General features: G+C 72.0%; 15 protein-coding genes and 3 tRNA genes. 11 read left to right on the top strand and 7 right to left on the bottom strand.

Translation table 11 applies throughout. From position 1 onward, the window contains the following. Positions 1–323 precede the first annotated feature (323 nt). From OHA81_RS10920 to OHA81_RS10905, 4 genes are all read left to right on the top strand, one after another. Positions 324–1022, top strand: a complete 699-nt coding sequence (locus tag OHA81_RS10920) for a SanA/YdcF family protein (protein WP_329195036.1) — start codon at positions 324–326, stop codon at positions 1020–1022. Between the two features lie 45 nt (positions 1023–1067). Next, positions 1068–1832 (top strand): glucose 1-dehydrogenase, encoded by a 765-nt coding sequence (locus OHA81_RS10915; protein WP_329195034.1) that lies wholly within the window; start codon positions 1068–1070, stop codon positions 1830–1832. A gap of 153 nt (positions 1833–1985) precedes the next feature. Beyond that, positions 1986–4067 (top strand): molybdopterin oxidoreductase family protein, encoded by a 2082-nt coding sequence (locus tag OHA81_RS10910; protein ID WP_329195032.1) that lies wholly within the window; start codon positions 1986–1988, stop codon positions 4065–4067. A 114-nt stretch (positions 4068–4181) separates the two neighbouring features. Next, positions 4182–5387 (top strand): RNA polymerase sigma factor, encoded by a 1206-nt coding sequence (locus tag OHA81_RS10905; RefSeq protein WP_329195030.1) that lies wholly within the window; start codon positions 4182–4184, stop codon positions 5385–5387. An 80-nt stretch (positions 5388–5467) separates the two neighbouring features. Here OHA81_RS10905 and OHA81_RS10900 read toward each other — a convergent pair whose 3' ends face one another. The 4 genes from OHA81_RS10900 to OHA81_RS10885 form a co-directional block, all read right to left on the bottom strand. Further along, on the bottom strand, positions 5468–7390 hold the full coding sequence (locus OHA81_RS10900; RefSeq protein WP_329195027.1) for an ABC transporter ATP-binding protein: 1923 nt from the start codon (positions 7388–7390) through the stop codon (positions 5468–5470). Further along, complete coding sequence (locus tag OHA81_RS10895; protein WP_329195024.1) at positions 7387–9120, bottom strand: ABC transporter ATP-binding protein; 1734 nt, start codon at positions 9118–9120, stop codon at positions 7387–7389. The genes OHA81_RS10900 and OHA81_RS10895 overlap by 4 nt, the downstream gene beginning before the upstream one ends. 120 nt (positions 9121–9240) lie before the next feature. After that, entirely contained in the window at positions 9241–10719 is a 1479-nt protein-coding gene (locus tag OHA81_RS10890; protein WP_329195021.1) for an FGGY family carbohydrate kinase, read from the bottom strand. 102 nt (positions 10720–10821) lie between these two features. Further along, positions 10822–11124, bottom strand: coding sequence for a YtxH domain-containing protein (locus OHA81_RS10885; protein ID WP_329195019.1), 303 nt, complete (start codon positions 11122–11124; stop codon positions 10822–10824). 145 nt (positions 11125–11269) lie between these two features. Between OHA81_RS10885 and OHA81_RS10880 the strand changes: the two genes are divergently transcribed. From OHA81_RS10880 to OHA81_RS10855, 6 genes are all read left to right on the top strand, one after another. Then, a tRNA-Asn gene (locus OHA81_RS10880) sits at positions 11270–11342 on the top strand. 5 nt (positions 11343–11347) lie between these two features. After that, positions 11348–11420 (top strand) — tRNA-Asn (locus OHA81_RS10875). Positions 11421–11594: 174 nt separating this feature from the next. Beyond that, positions 11595–11668 (top strand) — tRNA-Ile (locus OHA81_RS10870). Positions 11669–12015: 347 nt separating this feature from the next. Next, on the top strand, positions 12016–12849 hold the full coding sequence (locus OHA81_RS10865; protein ID WP_329195017.1) for a class II glutamine amidotransferase: 834 nt from the start codon (positions 12016–12018) through the stop codon (positions 12847–12849). Between the two features lie 45 nt (positions 12850–12894). After that, on the top strand, positions 12895–13308 hold the full coding sequence (locus OHA81_RS10860; protein ID WP_329195016.1) for an SHOCT domain-containing protein: 414 nt from the start codon (positions 12895–12897) through the stop codon (positions 13306–13308). A 46-nt stretch (positions 13309–13354) separates the two neighbouring features. After that, positions 13355–14038 (top strand): GAP family protein, encoded by a 684-nt coding sequence (locus OHA81_RS10855; protein WP_329195014.1) that lies wholly within the window; start codon positions 13355–13357, stop codon positions 14036–14038. A 27-nt stretch (positions 14039–14065) separates the two neighbouring features. On the opposite strand, the gene OHA81_RS10850 is transcribed toward OHA81_RS10855, so the two are convergent. From OHA81_RS10850 to OHA81_RS10840, 3 genes are all read right to left on the bottom strand, one after another. Next, positions 14066–15031: a hypothetical protein gene (locus tag OHA81_RS10850; RefSeq protein WP_329195012.1), complete on the bottom strand. Its 966-nt coding sequence runs from the start codon at positions 15029–15031 to the stop codon at positions 14066–14068. A 50-nt stretch (positions 15032–15081) separates the two neighbouring features. Next, positions 15082–16704 (bottom strand): MFS transporter, encoded by a 1623-nt coding sequence (locus tag OHA81_RS10845; RefSeq protein ID WP_329195010.1) that lies wholly within the window; start codon positions 16702–16704, stop codon positions 15082–15084. A gap of 210 nt (positions 16705–16914) precedes the next feature. After that, positions 16915–18072: a carboxylate-amine ligase gene (locus tag OHA81_RS10840; RefSeq protein WP_329195008.1), complete on the bottom strand. Its 1158-nt coding sequence runs from the start codon at positions 18070–18072 to the stop codon at positions 16915–16917. A gap of 223 nt (positions 18073–18295) precedes the next feature. Between OHA81_RS10840 and OHA81_RS10835 the strand changes: the two genes are divergently transcribed. Beyond that, complete coding sequence (locus OHA81_RS10835) at positions 18296–19564, top strand: MFS transporter (RefSeq protein WP_329195006.1); 1269 nt, start codon at positions 18296–18298, stop codon at positions 19562–19564. The last annotated feature ends 42 nt before the right edge of the window (positions 19565–19606 follow it).

Raw genomic sequence — 19606 nt, 5'->3', positions numbered from 1 at the left:
CACTCCGTTGGTCCGGGCCCCGGGGGACGCGCGGTGTCCGGCTGAGCACCGGGACGGACGGTGATCCGGGTCGGCGGCTCGACGGCGGTGGCGGGGGGAGACGGGAAGGGCGGGGATTTCCGGAGGGTGCGCGGGCTCCGTCATGAACCGATCCTGCGGGGCGCAGATTGCCGCCGCGTTGCGCCGCCGTGACGGGTCTTTTCCGGCTGCTCACAGTGGGCGGGGCGGGACGCGGCCCGGCGGCGGGTGAAACCGGACCGGCCCCGGCCGCGTCCTGACCAGCGGAGACCGGGTGACAACCAGCGACAACCAGGGGGAACGTCATGCGCGGAGCGCGCCTGAGCCGGATCGCGGGCGGGGTGCGGGGGCTGCTGCCGCGCACGGTGCGGGCCAGGCGGCGCGCCGTCCGGGCCGTGATGGTGCTGTGCGTGCTGGCGCTGCTGCCCTCGGCGTGGACGCACGCGGTGGCCGCCGACCGGCTCGGCAGCACGGCCCAGGCACCCTCCGCCCCGGTGGCCGTGGTGTTCGGCGCGGGCCTGCTGGGCGCGCGGCCCACCCCGTACCTGGCCGACCGGCTCGACGCGGCCGCCGAGCTGTACCGCGCCGGAAAGGTCAAGGTCGTCCTGGTCACCGGGGACAACAGCCGTACCGAGTACTCGGAGCCGGACGTGATGCGCGCCTACCTGACCCGCCACGGGGTCCCGGACGACCGGATCGTCAGCGACTTCGCCGGGTTCGACACCTGGGACTCCTGCGTGCGGGCCCGGCGGATCTTCGGCGTGGACCGCGCGGTGCTGATCAGCCAGGGCTTCCACATCCGGCGGGCCGTGGCCCTGTGTCAGGCGGCGGGGGTGGAGTCGTACGGGGTCGGGGTGCAGGACGTACACGACGCGACCTGGTACTACGGCGGCGCCCGCGAGGTCTTCGCGGCCGGGAAGGCGGCGCTGGACGCGGTGTTCAAGCCGCGGCCGACGTTCCTGGGGCCCAAGGAGGACGGGGTGTCGCGCGCCCTGGCGCTCTGACAGACTGGCACGGATTGTCAGACGTAGGGGGGCATCGTGGGCACCGTGCCGGATCTGAGCGGCAAGGCCGTCGTCATCACCGGAGGGGCCCGGGGGCTGGGCGCGGCCGCCGCGCGGGCCGTCGTGGACGGCGGCGGCCGGGTGCTGGTCACCGACGTGCTGGAGGCCGAGGGCGCCGCGACGGCGGCCCGACTGGGCGGCGCGGCCCGCTTCCTGCGGCACGACGTGACGAGCGAGGACGACTGGGCGGCGGCGCTGGAGTACGCGGTCGCCGAGTTCGGCCGCCTCGACGGCCTCGTCAACAACGCGGGCATAGCCACGGGGCAGTTGCTGGAGCACGAGAGCGTCGAACACTTCCGCCGGGTCGTCGAGACCAACCTGGTCGGCACCTTCATCGGCATCAAGGCGGCCATCCCGCTGCTGCGCGCGAACGGCGGCGGCTCCATCGTCAACATCTCCTCCGCCGCCGGCCTGACCGGACTCGCGCTGACCGCCGGGTACGGCGCCTCCAAGTGGGGCGTGCGCGGTCTGTCGAAGATCGGCGCGGTCGAGCTCGCCGAGGCCCGGATCCGCGTCAACTCCGTCCACCCGGGCATGACGCTCACCCCGATGACCGCCCCGGTCGGCATCCGGGCCGGCGAGGGCAACTACCCCGGCGCCCCGCTGGGCCGCGTCGGCACCCCCGAGGAGATCGCCGCGGCCGTCGCCTTCCTCCTTTCCGACTCCGCCGCCTACATGACGGGCGCCGAACTCGCGGTCGACGGCGGCTGGACGGCGGGCCTGACGGTGAAGCACCTGACGGGCCACTGAGCTCACCCCTGCCGGGCCGCAACAGCGCGTGCCGCCCGCACCGGCGCCGACGCCGCGCCTCACCGGGGGCCGGCGGGAGCGCTGAGGGGGAGAACCCCCGGCCGTAACGCGAGGGGGCGGTCCGTGTAACACCCGCGGCGCACCGTGGTCGGTATGCACACCGAAGGCACCGCCGGACCCGTCACCGCCACGCACTGCCCGTACTGCGCCCTGCAGTGCGGCATGAACCTGCGCGCCGGGACGGACGGCGGCGTCGAGGTGGAGGAGCGGCCCGACTTCCCCGTCAACCGGGGCGCCCTGTGCGGCAAGGGACGTACCGCCCCCGCCGTCCTGTCCTCGCGGGTGCGCCTGACGCAGCCGCTGGTGCGCGGCCGTACCGGGCGACTGGAGCCGGCCGGCTGGGACGAGGCACTGGACGCCGTCGCCGAGGGCCTCGCCCGCACGGGGCGCTCGTACGGGCCGGACGCCGTCGGCGTCTTCGGCGGCGGCGGGCTGACCAACGAGAAGGCCTACGCGCTGGGCAAGTTCGCCCGCGTCGCCCTGCGCACCTCCCAGATCGACTACAACGGCCGCTTCTGCATGTCCTCCGCGGCCGCCGCCCACCAGCGCGCCTTCGGGCTGGACCGCGGCCTGCCGTTCCCGCTGGAGGACGTCCCCCGCACCGGCTGCGTGATCCTCGTCGGCTCCAACCTGGCCGAGACCATGCCGCCGGCCCTGCGCTTCCTGCGGGAACTCAAGGACAACGGCGGCACGTTGATCGTGGTGGACCCGCGCCGCACCCGCACCGCCGAACAGGCCGACCTGCACCTCGCCCCCCGCCCCGGGACGGACCTCGCCCTCGCCCTGGGCCTGCTCCACCTCGTCGTCGCCGAAGGGCGCACCGACGAGGCGTTCATCGCCGGGCGCACCAGCGGCTGGCCCGAGGCGCGGGCCGCAGCGATGGCGCACTGGCCGGAGCTGGTGGAGCGGATCACCGGGGTCCCCGTGCCCCGACTGCGCGAGGCGGTGGGGATGTTCTGCGCCCCCGAGTCCGCCATGGTGCTGACCGCCCGCGGCCCGGAGCAGCAGTCCAAGGGCACCGACACCGTCGGCGCGTGGATCAACCTCTGCCTGGCCACGGGCCACGCCGGGCGCCCGCTGTCCGGTTACGGCTGCCTCACCGGGCAGGGCAACGGCCAGGGCGGGCGTGAGCACGGCCAGAAGGCCGACCAGCTCCCCGGGTACCGCAAGCTGACCGACCCGGCGGCCCGGGCCCACGTCGCCGGCGTCTGGGGCGTCGACCCGGACAGCCTGCCCGGCCCCGGCCGCAGCGCCTACGAACTCCTCGACGCCCTCGGCACCGAGGTGAAGGCGCTCCTGCTGATGGGCTCCAACCCGGTGGTCTCCGCGCCCCGCGCCGCCCACATCGAGGGCCGGATCCGCTCCCTGGACTTCCTCGCCGTCGCCGACGTCGTCCTCTCCGAGACCGCCGAACTGGCCGACGTGGTGCTCCCCGTCACCCAGTGGGCGGAGGAGGACGGCACCACCACCAGCCTGGAAGGCCGCGTCCTGTTGCGCCGCCGGGCCCTGACCCCGCCGTCGGGCGTCCGCACCGACCTGGAGGTCCTGCACGGCCTCGCCACCCGGCTCGGCGTCGAGAAGGGCTTCCCCACCGTCCCCGAGGAGGTGTTCGAGGAACTCCGCCGCGCCTCGGCGGGCGGCCCGGCCGACTACTCGGGGATCTCCTACGCCCGCGTCGAAGCAGAGCAGGGCGTCTTCTGGCCCTGCCCCGAGGGCTCGCCCGGAACACCCCGGCTGTTCCTGGACCGCTTCGCCACCGACGACGGCCGGGCCCGCTTCGTGCCCGTCGTGCACCGGGACGCGGCCGAGGTCCCCGACGCCGAGTACCCGCTGCTGCTCACCACCGGCCGGGTCGTGGCCCAGTACCAGTCCGGCGCCCAGACCCGACGGGTCGCGGAGCTCAACGCGGCCGCCCCCGGCCCGTTCGTGGAACTCCACCCCCGCCTCGCCTCCCGCCTGGGCGTCACCGAAGGGGCCCCGCTGGCGGTCGTCTCCCGGCGCGGGCGCGCGGTCGCCCCGGCCCGCATCACCGACGCGATCCGGGCGGACACGGTGTTCATGCCGTTCCACTGGCCGGGGGAGGGGCGCGCGAACACCCTCACCAACCCGGCCCTGGACCCGGTTTCCCGCATGCCGGAGTTCAAGACCTGCGCGGTGCGGGTCGAGCCGGCCTGAGCCGCGGGCCCGCTCGGACATGCGTCCGGGCGGCTTCGGGCGTCCCGGCGGGGGGTAACCATCCGGTCACGCACCGGACTCAGAAAGTGCTCGCACGCCCCTCGTGGCTGCGATGTGTCGTACCCCACACTGAAATCCGGTGCCCCCGTCCTCGGAGCCCTGGAGGTCGCCCCCGTGCAGACCCAGACCCTGACCGCGAACGTGAGCCACCCCGCCCAGGCCGACGAACCCGCCGATGCGGAGGCCGAAGTCGTGGACGTCGAGCCCGAGGAACCGGAGGTCCTCGACCTGACCGGGGAGGTGCCCGAGCAGCGCGGGCGCGACGGCGACCATGAAGGCGGGACGGGTGAGACGGGCGGGACGGGTGAGACGGGCGGGACGGGCCGGACGGCCGGTACGGGCGGGGCGGGCCCCTCCGCGGACCTGTTCCGGCAGTACCTGCGCGAGATAGGCAGGATCCCGCTCCTGACCGCGGTCGAGGAGGTCGAACTCGCCCGGCGCGTCGAAGCGGGACTGTTCGCCGAGGAGAAACTCGCCGCCGCCACCGGGCTCGACCTCCAGCTCACCCTCGACCTGGACAAGCTCGTCGTCATGGGCCGCATGGCCAAACGCCGCCTCATCGAGTCCAACCTGCGGCTCGTCGTCTCCGTGGCCAAGCGCTACGTGGGCCGCGGGCTCACCATGCTCGACCTCGTCCAGGAGGGGAACCTCGGGCTCATCCGGGCCGTTGAGAAGTTCGACTACGCCCGCGGCTACAAGTTCTCCACCTACGCCACCTGGTGGATCCGGCAGGCGATGTCCCGGGCCCTCGCCGACCAGGCCCGGACCATCCGCGTGCCCGTACACGTCGTGGAACTGATCAACCGCGTGGTGCGCGTGCAGCGCCGCATGCTCCAGGAGCGGGGGTACGAGCCCACCGCCGAAGAGGTCGCCGCCCACCTGGAACTGACCCCCGAACGGGTGCTGGAGGTGCTCCGCCTCGCCCAGGAGCCGGTCTCCCTGCACGCGCCGGTCGGCGAGGAGGACGACGTCGCCCTCGGCGACCTCATCGAGGACGGGGACGCCGCCTCACCCGTCGAGTCCGCCGCGTTCTTCCTGCTGCGCGAGCACCTCGAAGCCGTGCTGTCGACCCTCGGCGAACGCGAACGCAAGGTCGTCCAGCTCCGCTACGGCCTCGCCGACGGCCGCCCGCGCACCCTGGAGGAGATCGGACGGATCTTCGGCGTGACCCGCGAGCGGATCCGCCAGATCGAGTCCAAGACGCTCAACAAACTGCGCGACCACGCCTTCGCCGACCAACTGCGCGGCTACCTCGACTGAGCGGCCCCCCCCGGGAGACCCGCTGCGCACGAAAGGGGTGCCCCCGTACGAGGGCACCCCCGGCCGACGGCGAGGTCCGGCTAGTCGACCTCGGCCACCGCCTGCGCGAACTGCGCCGCGTACAGCCGCGCGTAGGCGCCGTCCGACTCGAGCAGTTCCTCGTGCGTGCCCTGCTCCACGATCGAGCCATTCTCCATCACCAGGATCACGTCCGCGTCGCGGATGGTGGAGAGCCGGTGCGCGATCACGAAGGACGTACGGCCGTGCGCGAGGCGCGCCATCGCCTTCTGGATCAGCACCTCGGTACGGGTGTCCACTGAGCTCGTCGCCTCGTCGAGCACCAGGATCACCGGATCCGACAGGAACGCCCGGGCGATCGTGATGAGCTGCTTCTCACCCGCGCTGACGCCCGCGCCCTCGTCGTCCAGCACCGTGTCGTAGCCGTCCGGCAGGGTGCGGATGAACCGGTCCGCGTGCGCGGCCCGCGCCGCCTCCTCGATCTCCTCGCGCGTGACCTCGCGCGAAGCCCCGTAGGCGATGTTCTCCGCGATGGTGCCGCCGAACAGCCAGGTGTCCTGGAGCACCATGCCGATGCCCGTGCGCAGTTCCTCGCGGGTCATCTTCGCGACGTCCACCCCGTCCAGGGCGATCCGGCCGCCGGTGACCTCGTAGAACCGCATCAGCAGGTTGACGAGCGTGGTCTTGCCGGCGCCCGTCGGGCCGACGATCGCGACCGTCTGCCCCGGCTCGACGCTCAGCGAGAGGCCCTCGATGAGCGGCTTGTCCGGCTCGTAGCGGAACGCCACCTTGTCGAGGGTGACCTGGCCCCGCAGCCGCTCCGGCCGCTCGGGAACCTCCGCGTCCGGCTCTTGCTCCCGCGCGTCCAGCAGCTCGTACACGCGCTCCGCCGAGGCGACTCCGGACTGCACCAGGTTCGCCATCGAGGCGACCTGCGTCAGCGGCATCGAGAACTGGCGCGAGTACTGGATGAAGGCCTGCACGTCACCGATCGACAGGGAACCCGAGGCCACCCGCAGACCGCCGACCACCGCCACCAGCACGTAGTTGATGTTCGAGATGAAGAACATCACCGGCTGCATGATCCCGCTGACCAGCTGTGCCTTGAACGAGGCCCGGTACAGCGCCTCGTTCTGCTCGGCGAAGACGGCCGCGGACTCCTTCTGCCGGCCGAACACCTTGACCAGCGTGTGGCCCGAGTACATCTCCTCCACGTGCGCGTTGAGCGCGCCCGTGGACTTCCACTGCGCCACGAACTGCGGCTGCGACTTCTTGCCGATCTTCGCCGCGACGAACACCGACACGGGGATCGTCACCAGGGCGACCAGCGCCAGCAGCGGCGAGATCCAGAACATCATCGCCAGCACGCCGACGATCGTCAGCAGCGAGTTGAGCAGCTGGCCCATCGTCTGCTGGAGCGTCTGCCCGATGTTGTCGATGTCGTTCGTGGCGCGGCTGAGGACCTCACCGCGCTTCTGCTGGTCGAAGTACGACAGCGGCAGCCGCGACAGCTTCCCCCGCAGCTCCTCGCGCAGCCGGAACACGGTGCCGTTCATGATGTGGTTCGACAGCCGCGTCGCGACCAGCATCAGCAGTCCGGCGAGGGTGAAGACCACCAGCGCCCAGACCGCGACGGACCCGACCGCGGAGAAGTCGATGCCCCGGCCCGGGGTGAAGTCGGTGCCGGACAGCATGTCCGCCATGCCGCCCTGCCCCCTGGCGCGCAGGCCGTCCAGCGCCTGCGCCTTGGTGATCCCGGCCGGCATCTGCCGCCCGACGATCCCGGCGAACACCAGGTCGGTGGCGTTGCCGAGGATCTTCGGCCCCACCACCGAGCAGGCGACGCTGCCGACGACGGCCGCGACCATGCCCCAGATCCTGGCCCGGTCCTGCGCGAGCTGGCCCAGCAGCCGCTTGCCCGATCCCTTGAAGTCCATGGACCGCTGGACCGGCCCCATCATCATCCGTCCTCCGGGCCCGCTCATGCGGCCTCCGCCTCCGTCAGCTGGGAGAGCACGATCTCCCGGTAGGTCTCATTGCCGGCCATCAGTTCGTGATGGCGCCCCTCGCCCACCACCTGGCCCTCGTCCAGGACGATGATCCGGTCGGCGTCACGGATCGTGGACACCCGCTGGGCCACGATGACGACGGTCGCGTTCTGCGTCTCCAGGGCCAGCGCGGCGCGCAGCGCCGCGTCCGTCGCGTAGTCCAGGGCCGAGAAGGAGTCGTCGAACAGATAGATCTCCGGACGCTGCACCAGCGTGCGGGCGATCGCCAGCCGTTGGCGCTGCCCGCCGGAGACGTTGGTGCCGCCCTGGGTGATCGGCGCGTCCAGTCCCCCTTCGAGTGCGGAGACGAACCCGCGGGCCTGGGCCACCTCCAGGGCGTGCCACAGCTCTTCGTCCGTCGCCTCGGGGCGCCCGTAGCGCAGGTTGGAGGCCACGGTCCCGGAGAACAGGTACGGCTTCTGCGGAACCATGCCGACCGTCTTGGCCAGCAGCTCCGGGTCGAGCCGGCGTACGTCCTCCCCGTCGACGAGCACCTCGCCGCCGGTCGCGTCGAACAGCCGCGGCACCAGGCCGAGCAGCGTGGACTTGCCGCTGCCCGTCGAGCCGATGACGGCGGTCGTCTCGCCCGGGCGGGCCAGCAGGTCCACCCCGCGCAGCACCGGCGCCTCGGCGCCCGGGTAGCGGAAGTCGGCGCCGCGCAGCTCCAGCTGCCCGTGCCGCAGCAGCTTGCGTACCGGGTCGGCCGGCGGGATGACGCTGGAGTCGGTGTCCAGGACCTCCTGGATGCGCTCGGCGCACACCTCGGCGCGCGGCACCATCATGAACATGAAGGTGGCCATCATCACGGACATGACGATCTGCATCAGGTAGGCGAGGAACGCCGTCAGCTGGCCGATCTCCATGCCGTTGCCGTCCACGCGCATCGCGCCGAACCAGATGACGGCGACGCTGGAGATGTTCACGACGACGATGACGACCGGGAACATCAGCGCGAGCAGCTTGCCGGAGGCCAGCGACACCCCGGTCAGCTCCGCGTTCGCCTCCCGGAAGCGCTCCTTCTCGTAGGAGTCGCGGACGAAGGCGCGGATCACGCGGTTGCCGGTGATCTGCTCGCGCAGCACCCGGTTCACGATGTCCAGCCGTGTCTGCATCGTGCGGAACAGCGGGCGCGTCTTGAAGACGATCGTGCCGACGGACAGGCCGAGGACGGGGACGACGGCGAGCAGCACCCCGGACAGCTTCACGTCCAGCGACAGCGCCATGGCGATACCGCCGATGCACATGATCGGCGCCGACACCATCAGCGTGAAGGTCATCAGGACCAGCATCTGGACCTGCTGTACGTCGTTCGTCGTACGGGTGATCAGCGACGGGGCGCCGAACTGGCCGAGCTCCCTGGCGGAGAAGCTCTGCACCCGGTCGAAGACGGCGCCGCGGATGTCCCTCCCGACCGCGGCGGCGGTGCGGGCGCCGAAGTAGACGGCGCCGATGTTGCAGGTGAGCTGGACGAGCGACACGCCCAGCATCAGGGCGCCGAAACGCAGGATGTACCCCGTGTCACCGCTGACGACACCGTTGTCGATGATGTCCGCGTTGAGCGTGGGCAGGTAGAGGCTCGCACTGGTCTGCAGCAGTTGCAGCAGCACCAGGAGGGCGATGGGTTTCCTGTACGGACGCAGGTGTGTCCGCAGAAGTCGTATGAGCACGCGCAGGCTCCGGTCGGCATGATCGAGGGGGGTTCACCCCATCTTCGGCCAACCGGAGGCCACAACCCCAACGGTTTTCGCAAAGCCCGGTCAAAAGGAGTACTCCTCCCGACGGGGGTCCTACGCCGTCCCGCCCTGGAACGCCCCGCCCTGGAACGCCCCGGGGTGGATCTGCTCGCGCGTGGCCACGTACTGCTGGCGCACCGCCTGCCACGCCGGGAACTCCTCGCCCGGCTCGAACGTCTGGGCGGCCGGGGCCGGCCAGACCGGCGGGCTGTGCGGGGCGAGCGTGCCCTGCGCCACACCGAGGGCCCACGCCGCCTGGCGCGCGGAGCCCAGCGCGGCGTAGTCGGCGGGAGCCGGCACCACGACCTGCGTGCCGAACAGCCCCGGCGCCGCGGCCTGTACGGCGGGCAGCTCGGCCGCCGCCCCCAGGAGGAACACCCGGCGGATCTCCACCCCCCGGTGCCGCAGCACGTCGAGGGCGTCGACCAGCCCGCAGAGCATGCCCTCGAACGCGGCCCGCGCCAGGTGCTCCGGCTTCATCGAGTCCCGGCGCAGACCGGAGAGGGTGCCCGCGCTGAGCGGCAGGTCCGGGGTCCGCTCCCCCTCCAAATACGGCAGGAGTACGAGGCCGTGCGCGCCCGGCGTCGACTTCAGCGCGAGTGCGCTCAGCCCCTCCAGGTCGGTGCCCAGCAACTCGGCGGTGCCGCGCAGGGCCCGTACGGCGTTGGAGGTGTTCACCACCGGCAGGTGCATGCCGCTGGCGTCGGCGAGCGAGGTGATCAGGCCGCCCGGATCGGAGACGGCGTGGGGGTGCACGGCCATCACCGACCCCGAGGCGCCCAGCGAGACCACCGCGTCGCCGGGGACCAGGCCCAGCCCGAGCGCGGCGGCCATGGTCTCCCCGGTACCGGCCGAGATCAGCAGCCCCTCGGGGGTCGTCCCGGCGGCATCGGCCGGGCCGAGCACCTCGGGCAGCAGCGCCCGGTGCCCGAGCGCCAGCTCGACCAGGTCGGGCCGGTAGGAACCGGTGGCCGGGGACCAGTAGCCGGTCCCGGAAGCGCCGCCCCGGTCGGTGGTGCGGCGCGCGGGCCGGCCGAGCAACTGCCAGACGAGCCAGTCGTGCGGGGACATCAGTACGGCCACCCGCCGGGCCGCCTCGGGCTCGGTCCGGGCCAGCCAGGCGAGCTTCGCCAGCGGCTGCGCCGAGTGCGGCACCGAACCCACGGCCTCCGCCCAGGCCTGCCGGCCGCCCAGCGCCTCGATCAGGTCGGCCGCCGCGACCTGGCCCCGCTTGTCGTTGCCGACCAGGGCCGGCCGGACCAGGCCGCCCTGCGCGTCGAGCGGGAGCAGGCCGTGCTGCTGCGCGGAGACGCCGATGGCCTGGACCCCTTCGAGGAGCCCGTTGCCGGCGGCCTCGCCGAGCGAGAGCAGCCACGCCTGCGGGTCGGTCTCGTGCTTGTTCGCCCCGGCGGCCTCGCCGGTCGGCTGCGGATGGGGCGCGTAGCCCTGGCGCAGCACGGCCCCCGTATCGGTGTCGCAGACGACGATGCGAGTGAAGGCGGAAGAGCTGTCCAGCCCGGCGACTATCCCCATGCGGAGAATTCTGCCGCACCGCGTGGCGGTCGTGACCGCCGAGTAGGCACGCGAACGCCGCGGGCCCCGCAAAGTGCCGGGCCCGCGGCGTTCGCGTCACCGTCAGGTGTTGCTCGTACCCCACTCGTCCTCGCCGCCGGAGCCGCCCCGGCCGCGCAGCGTACGCACCCGTGACACGAGGGATTCCGGCAGCTTGTCGCCGACCTTGCCGCCCACGACGGCGAAGGCCTTGCCCGCGTAGGTGCGCCCGGCCTGCCCGGCGGTTTCGGCGGCGTTGCGCACCGCCGGGGTCTGCGCGACCTCCCGTGCGGACTTCTTCAGCTGCTCGTACCGCTCGCGCCCGGCCCGGGTCCCGAGCACGTACCCGACGGCCAGTCCGATCACGAACGTGACCTTGTACCGCATGCTTGCCACCCTTCGTCGTGTGGTGCCCGGCCCACTGCCGATACCGATTGGCGGAGCACCCCCCTGCTTGCGCTAATCTATGACTCGCAACGGGCGCTCGCCCCCCGGCAAGGCCGGAGGTGGGCTGTTCGGCGCACCGCAGCAATCCCCTGTAGCTCAATTGGCAGAGCAGCCGGCTGTTAACCGGCAGGTTACTGGTTCGAGTCCAGTCGGGGGAGCGCGATCCCCTGTAGCTCAATTGGCAGAGCAGCCGGCTGTTAACCGGCAGGTTACTGGTTCGAGTCCAGTCGGGGGAGCACGGAAGACGAGGGCCCCCGGCGGGTCCTCTTCTTTTTTGCCCCGAGCCGGAACCGGGCAGCGCTCGGCACGGTCTTCTTGGGCAGGCGAAGCCGATCATGCGAGGCAGCAGATCGTATGAGCGGCTATGCTGCGGCAGACGGCGCGCACACGTGTACGCGCCACGCCGTAGAGGGGCGGTAGCTCAGCCGGTTAGAGCAGCGGACTCATAATCCGTCGGCCGTGGGTTCGAGTCCCACCCGCCCCACCGTGCCACAGGTCAGAAGAAACGTTCTGATCTGTGGCTTTTTTCTTGCTGCCGGTCGGTCGTGGAACCGGAGACGGCCTATGGCCGGAGCACGCACGGGACTTGGCCGATCGTGTGGTCCGCACGGCCGGCCACGGTCGGCCGGCCGTTCCCGGAGGGCCGCCTGCGACTTCCCGCTCAGCGCGACCGAATCCCGTACGCCTGCGGGCCCGCTCCCGTCCGCGTGGCGATCACCAGGGGATGGGCAGACCATGGGAATGCCGGTGGGTCCGGCCGGCTTCCTCCTCGGCTCTCGCCGGGGAACGGCCTTCGGACCCAGCGGGACAACGAGGAACGGGTGATCATCCATGTGCCGATGGCTCGCTTACTCGGGGACGCCTCTCCTGCTCGACACCATCCTGTACAAGCCGGCGCACTCGCTGATCGACCAGAGCCTGCACTCCAAACTGGGTGTGGAGACCACGAACGGCGACGGGTTCGGCGTCGGGTGGTACCCGGAGAACGGCGGCACACCGGCGGTCCTGCGGGACATCGGGCCCGCCTGGAACAACCGCAACCTGCGGGAGATCGCGGACCACGTCCAATCCCCGTTGTTCTTCGCCCACATCCGGGCGTCGACCGGAACGGCGGTCCAGCAGACGAACTGCCATCCCTTCCGGCACGGCCGCTGGCTGTGGATGCACAACGGTTCCATCGCCGGTTTCCACCTCATGCGCCGGGAACTCTTCCTGCTCGTCGACCCCGCGCTGTTCAACGACATCGAGGGAACGACGGACTCCGAGATGATGTTCTACCTCGCGGTCACCTTCGGCCTGGACGAGGACCCGCCCGGCGCCGTGGCGCGGATGGCGGGGGTCGTGGAACGCATCGGGCGCGAGCAGGGTGTGGAGTTCCCCCTCCAGATGACGGTCGCCGTGACCGACGGCGAGCGCGTCTGGGCCTTCCGCTACTCCAGCAAGGGCGAATCCAGGTCACTGTTCTACAGCAGCCGGGTGGAGCCCCTGCGCAGGCTGCACCCTGACGTGACGTTCTTGCAGGACGTGTCCGACGAGACCCGCCTCATCGTGTCCGAGCCCCTCGGTGATCTGCCCGGCGCCTGGAACCAGGTGCCGGAGAGCAGCTACGGCGTCGTACAGCCGGGAGGGGACGAGCTGCTCCCCTTTGCTCCTCAAGCGGCCTGACGCCGCGAGCGATGCCTGTGCCCGCAGTCAAAACGGAGGCGTGCCATGAACGAGTCGATGCTGGACCTGGCCGTGGACTACCCGCTGCTGAACATGTTCTGGACCATGATGATGATCTTCCTGTGGGTCCTCTGGTTCATGCTGCTCTTCCGGGTCATCGGCGACATCTTCCGCGACGACGACCTGGGAGGCTGGGGCAAGGCGGGGTGGACCGTCTTCGTCATCGTCCTTCCCTTCCTCGGTGTGTTCGTGTACCTGATCGCCCGGGGTCGCGGGATGGGCGAACGCGAGCTGGCCCGGGCCCAGCGCAGCGAGCAGGAGTTCCGCTCCTACGTACAGCAGACCGCCGGAGGTGCCAGTCAGGCGGAGGAGCTCGCTCGGCTCGCCGAGCTCAAGAACAAGGGCGACATCACGGCTGCCGAGTTCGAGCGGGCCAAGGCCAAGATCCTCGCGGCATAAGGCGGACGAGCCGCCATGGTGCCCGGCATGAGCCGGATGCGTTGCCATGGTGCTTGACCTGCTCGTCATCGGCCTGGTCATCACGCTCTACCCACTGCCGATCGCGGCGTTCGTCGTGGTCGTGTCCGCCCCCCGCGGGGTGCGGAAGGGGCTGGCGTTCATCCTCGCCTGGCTCGCGTGCCTGGTGGCCGTGATCGCCGTCGTGCTGCTCCTCACCGACGGGGAGCCGCCCCCGCCGCGCTCCCCGCCCTCCACCGCCGCACTCGTGGTCAAGGTGGTCCTCGGGCTCGGACTGATCGTGTACAGCGAGCGCAAGCGGCGTCGACGGCGTACGGCCGCTGCCCGCGACGGCGCGGCGGACGAGGGGCGGCCGGTGGCGTCCAAGAGGCCGAAGACCTCCAGGATGGACCAGGTCACGGTGTGGTCCGCCGCCTCGCTCGCCGTCCTCCTCCAGCCCTGGGGCATGGTCGGCCTCGCCGCCACCACGGTGGTGGCGGCCGACCTCTCCCACGGGGAGTCGTACCTGGCGCTCCTGGGCTTCTGCGTCCTGGCCACTTCCACCCTGCTGACCATGGAGCTGTACGTGGTGTTCGCGCCGCAGCGGGCGCAGCAGGCCCTGACGGGCCTGCGCGCATGGCTGGAACTGCACACGGAACAGGCGATCGTCGTCACGTGCCTCCTCCTCGGCCTGTGGACCGTGGCCCGGAGCCTCTACGAACTCACCGCCTGAACTCCCGGGCGGTGAATTTCCGGGCGGTCAGGAGCAGGCGGTGGCCGGGTGGTCGTGGACGAGCGCGCAGACCATCCGTTCGCCGCGCCCGTGACCGGGGTACGCCGTGAGCAGCTCGGCCTTGAAGTCGTCCCACTGGCGGGTGATCTCGGCGGTGGCCCCGGCCGTCGCGCGGTGGAAGTTGTCGCCGGTCCTCGAACGGGCGGATGCGGGCGTGTCCTTGTTCAGGGCGCGGTTGTGGGAGACGCGGCCGTCGCAGTCGGCGGGTTTGACACCGGTGGAGTCGAAGTCGGGGTAGCAGCCGGTGGCGAGGTCCGCAGGGATGCGCTCCCGTGCCTCCCGGGTCCAGTCGGCGTCCTTCATGGCGCTGTAGCGGCGGATGTCGAGGAACGGTGCGAGGCCCGTACGCTCCAGGCCGGGCGGGTTGTCGAGGCCGATCGGGCCGGGGGCGGCCCGGTCACTCCAGTTGGAGTGGGAGTAGAAGTCCTCGATCTGGTGCCAGCCTCGGCCGAGCTGTTCGAGGACGGCACATTTGGCCCGCCCGGCCTTCTCCTCCCACGTGCAGGGGGAGGAGAGGTCGCTCTGGTCGGCGCGCACCGTGCCGTCGGCGTCGACGAGGCCGTCGGCGGCCCGTACGGCGTTCCGGAAGCGGGCCACGGAGGTACGGATGCAGGCGAGGAGCTCGGTGGTGGCCTCGTCCCGGGTGCGGGGGTAGCCGGGGGCGTGGCGGGGGGCGAGGTAGTCGGCGTTGTCGCAGTGCAGGGGGCCGACGTCGAAGTAGGGGCGGTGGTCGTTGGCGTTGACCGCCCCGTCGCGGGCGTCGGCCATCGCGGTCAGCGTGAGGGGCTCGAAGGGCAGTGCGGCCCGGGTGATGTCCTCGTGGTTGGCGCCGGTGAAGGCATGGGCGGGGCCGCCCGGCACGGCGCTCAGGGCAGCTGCCAGGACGGCTGCGACAGCCGCGGAGCGGGCCCGTGCCGGCGGGATGACAGCCATACCTCCATGCTGCGCGCCCCGAACGGACCCCGCACACGCGCGGGCAGCGGTTACGGCTCCGTCGAGCGCGGCTGGACCGACGGGATCCGCCGGGTGAAGAAGAGGGCGATCAGCGCGGCGAAGGCCAGGACGGCGAGTGCCGCGCGAAGGCCGTCGAGCCGGGCGTCGGCGTTCGCGTCCAGCACGGCCTTGGACACTTCCCCGCTCGCGCCGGCTTGATCGAGGGCGGTCTTCAGCTGGGCGTCGGACAGGAACGGTGCGCCGCTCTGGAGCTGGACGGTCGCCCGGCTCGTGACGCTGTCGGGGACCGCCGGATTCGCCTCGACGTTGGTCAGGAAGGAAGTGGTGAGTGCGGCGATCATGATCGATCCGGCCAGTGCCGTACCGATCGAGGCGCCGAGGTTGGTGACGGCGTTCTGCACGCCGCCGACCTCCGCGCTCTGCGCCTGCGGCACCGCGGACACGGTGACCGACCCGAGCTGGGACGCCAGCGCGCCCATGCCGAGCCCGACCAGCAGGAGGGGGATGGTGACGACCTCCGCGCCGGCGTCCGCGTCGAGCGCGGCCATCAGGACCACCGCTCCCGCGAGCAGCGCGAGGATCCCGAGCCGCACCACGCGCCGCGGCGAGACGTCCGGGAGGAGGCGCGGGATCAGGGTCGCGGCCGCAAGCAGGCTCACCGAGAGCGGCAGGAGGCGGGCGCCGGTCTGCAGCGCCGACAGCCCCAGGGCGACGGACAGGTAGAGCGGGACGACGAAGAACACGCCCATCTGCACGAGGAACTGGAAGAAGAACATCGTCAGGCCGCCCGTGAGCTGCCTGTTCTGCAGCATGCCGGGATCGATGAGGGGATCCCGCCCCCGCTCGACGACCTTGGCCTCCCAGCGGAGGAAGAGCCGGACCAGCGCCAGACCCGCCAGCATCAGCCAGGTCGTCAGGGAGACCCCGAGCCACGCGGGGGCGTCGGGCTTCGGCTGGAACCAGCCCCACTCGTCGGACCGGAGCACGCCGTAGACGAAGATCCCGAGCCCGAGCGCGGAGAGGACGGCGCCCACGTAGTCGATGCTCCGGCGTTCACCGAGCGGGGCGTCCGCGATGCGGCGCGCGAGCACGAGGATGCCGAGCACCACCAGGACCTCCCCGGCGAAGACCCACCGCCAGGAGAAGTACGTCGTCGCGAGACCGCCGATGAGTGGCCCGACCGCGATCGCCACGGCCCCCGCCGCCACGACGAGTCCGTAGGCGGCGGGACGGCGTTCGACGGCGAAGTTGCCGGCGACGAGCGCCACGATCGCGGGCAGGATCAGGGACGCCCCGATTCCCTCCAGGAACGACCAGCCCAGCAGCAGCACGGGCAGGTTCGGAGCGAGCGCCGTGGTGAGGGAGCCGACCCCGTAGATGCAGCAGCCGATCATGAACGAGCGTTTGCGTCCGATCAGCGCACCGGCCTTGCCGCCGGGGATCATGAACATCGCCATCACGAGGGTGTAGGCGGTGATCGCGCCCTGGATGCCCGTCACCGTGGTGCCCACGTCCTCGGCCACCGTGGCGATGGAGACGTTCATGACGGAGCTGTCGAGCGCCATCAGGAACTGACCGGACGCGAGCGTCAGCAGGACGATTCGCGACCTCGCCGACTCCGAACTCTCGGCCGTGCCTGCCTGGGATGCCATGGACGCATGGTTCCAGCCGCGTACGGGCCCGAAGGGGCCGACCCGCCGCGCAGTCGACCGGACGGGCGCGACGCGGGGCGGGCGCCGTGCCCCGGTCCGAGACCGCCCCGCCCGCCCGGCAGGTGCTGGGCTGCCGTCCCACTGCGAGCCGCAGGTGCAGGACCTGGTGCACCTGCGGCTTCGGTGTTCCCCGGGGCACGGGGTGCCCGGCTAGAAATCCTCCGTTTCGTCCGTGAGATGGCGCAGTACGTCCGTCAGATCCCGGCGGCGCGCGAAGACCGTGCGCTGGCGTTGGGCGCCCGAGCCGTCGCGCAGGAGGGACGCCATGGTCTTGGCCGCGTGGTCGAGGTCGCCGGCGGCGGCCAGTTCGGGGGCGACCAGGTCGAGCAGGGCCTCCGCCAGGTCGGCTGCGGGGAGTTCCGTGCCCGTGTACGGGTCCAGACCGAAGCCCTCCAGGCCGTCGTGGGCCGCCCGCCAGCGGGCCAGGCGCAGTACGTCGTCCCGTACGGGTGGATCGGGGCGCTGCTCCGCGACCTCCTGCAGGGCCGTCGCCACCAGCGCGCGCGCCAGCACGGCCTGCAGGACGGCTCCGTCGATGTCCGGGGACATGTCGGGCGCCCGGAATTCGAGCGTCGGCCAGTGCCCCGAGGGGCGCATGTCCCAATAGACCATCTTGGTGTCCAGCGCCGCCCCGGAGCCGAGCAGGGTCTGTACCGAGCGCCGGAAGTGGGCCGTGGACGCGAAGTGCGGGGGCAGGCCCGCCGAGGGCCAGCCCGACCAGGCCATCGCCCGCCAGCTGGCGTGACCCGTGTCACGGCCGCCCCAGAACGGCGAGTTGGCGGCCAGCGCGATCAGCGTCGGCAGCCAGGGTCTGACCCGGTTGGACACCGCGACCGCCGTGTCCACGTCGAGGGTGCCTATGTGGATGTGGCGGCCGCAGCTGACCAAGGTGTCGGTGAGCGCGCCGAACCGGCGGTGCTGCTCGCGCTGGCGCGGCTCGTCGTCGGTCAGGTGCAGCGGACTCTCCACGGCCACGACCGGCGAGGGCGCGGCCAGCAGCCGGCAGCCGTGGGTGCGGGCCGCACGGCCGAGGGTGCGCCGCAGCGCGGCGAGTTCCGTGCGCAGCGAATCCGCCGAACGGGCGATCGGGGTGGAGATCTCGACCTGGTAGCGGGTGCCCTCGGCGTGAAGTTCGCCGGGCAGCCCGTCGGCCGTCGCGAGGACGAGCGGGGCGGCCGGGACCACCCGGAAGGTACGGGCGTCGACGAGGAGGAACTCCTCCTCGACTCCGACGGTGAGGGGGCCGGTGGTGCGCACCGCGTTCTGCTCGGTGCCGGTGCTCGTGGTGCTGTTGCCAGGTTCGATCACTACGCCTCCCTGGACATACGAGTCTTTTCATCATGAGCTGAACACGCGGGGGGTAGCGCACGGCGATTCGGTCAAATGTCCAGTGAGGATGGCGGGTTACCGGCAAACAACCAGCCGCACCGGGGCCGCGGGGAAGCGGGGGGCGAGCGGGGCGACTGTTGCCGGTGTGTGAACGCCGTGGACGGGCCGGAGGGAGCCGGCGGGCCGGTGGTTATCATCCGCTGTGCCCCATACGACCACGCCCACGCCCACGCGCCCCCGGCGGCGCATATTCGCCGACCTGACCCCGCTGCGCACCTCCGTGCACTACCGGCGGCTGTGGGTCGGCGGCACCATCTCGTGGCTCGGGCAGGCGATGACCGCCCTCGCGATCTCGCTCCAGGTCTACGAGATCACCGGGTCGAACTTCGCCGTCGGGCTCGTCGGACTCTTCGCGCTCCTCCCGCTCGTCGCCTTCGGGCTCTACGCCGGCGCCATCGCCGACACCCTGGACCGGCGCAAGCTCGGCCTCCACAGCTCCCTCGGCTCCGCCGGGCTGTCCGTCGCGCTCACCGCGGCCGCGCTGCTCGGCTACCACCGGGTCTGGTTCCTGTACGCCGTCGTCGCGCTCCAGGCCGTGTGCGGGGCACTCGCCGGGCCGGCGCGGTCCGCCATGATCCCCAGGCTCCTGCCGGCGGAGCAGCTGCCCGCCGCCAATGCGCTGAACTCCGTGACCATGACCTCCGGGATGATGGTCGGCCCGATGCTGGGCGGGCTGATCGTCGGCTGGTGGGGCTACCAGGCCGCGTACCTGATCGACGCCGTCACCTTCCTCGCCGCGCTCTACGCGATGTGGCGGCTGCCCTCGATGAAGCCCGACCGCGCCGAGGGCACCCGGGGCCGGGCCTCCGTCCTCGACGGCCTGCGCTTCCTCGGGACCCGGCCCAACATCCGGATGACCTTCTTCTCCGACATGGCCGCCATGGTGCTGGCGCAGCCCCGGGCGCTGTTCCCGGCCATCGCCGGGCTCTGGTACGGCGGCGACGCCAAGACGGTCGGCCTGCTGGTGGCCGCGCCCGCCGTGGGGGCGCTGCTGGGCGGGCTGTTCTCGGGCTGGCAGGGGCGCGTGCGGCGGCACGGGCTGGCGATCCTGATCTCCGTGGCCGGCTGGGGGCTGGCCGTCGCGGTCTTCGGGCTGACCCGGAACCTGTGGCTCGGGCTGCTCTTCCTGGCCCTGGCCGGTTGCGCCGACACCGTCTCGATGGTGTTCCGCAGCACCATGATGCAGGCCGCCACCCCGGACGAGATGCGGGGCCGCCTCCAGGGCGTCTTCATCGTGGTCGTCGCGGGCGGCCCCCGGCTCGGGGACTTCATCGCGGGCACCGTGGCCGACCTGACCTCCCCCGCCGTGGCGGTCACGGGCGGAGGACTCGCGTGCGTGCTGGTGCTGGGGCTCCTCGCACTGCGGTGGCGCTGCTTCGCCCGCTACGACGCGCGGTCCCCGCAGGCCTGACCGCCGAGCTCGAACCTGAGGCTCGCGGTCTCCTCGTCGGCG

Source organism: Streptomyces sp. NBC_00667, assembly GCF_036226825.1.
In the GTDB taxonomy this organism is placed as follows: Bacteria; Actinomycetota; Actinomycetes; order Streptomycetales; family Streptomycetaceae; genus Streptomyces.
The sequence above is the reverse complement of the archived record's forward strand: the minus strand, read 5'-3'. Positions and strand labels throughout refer to the sequence as shown.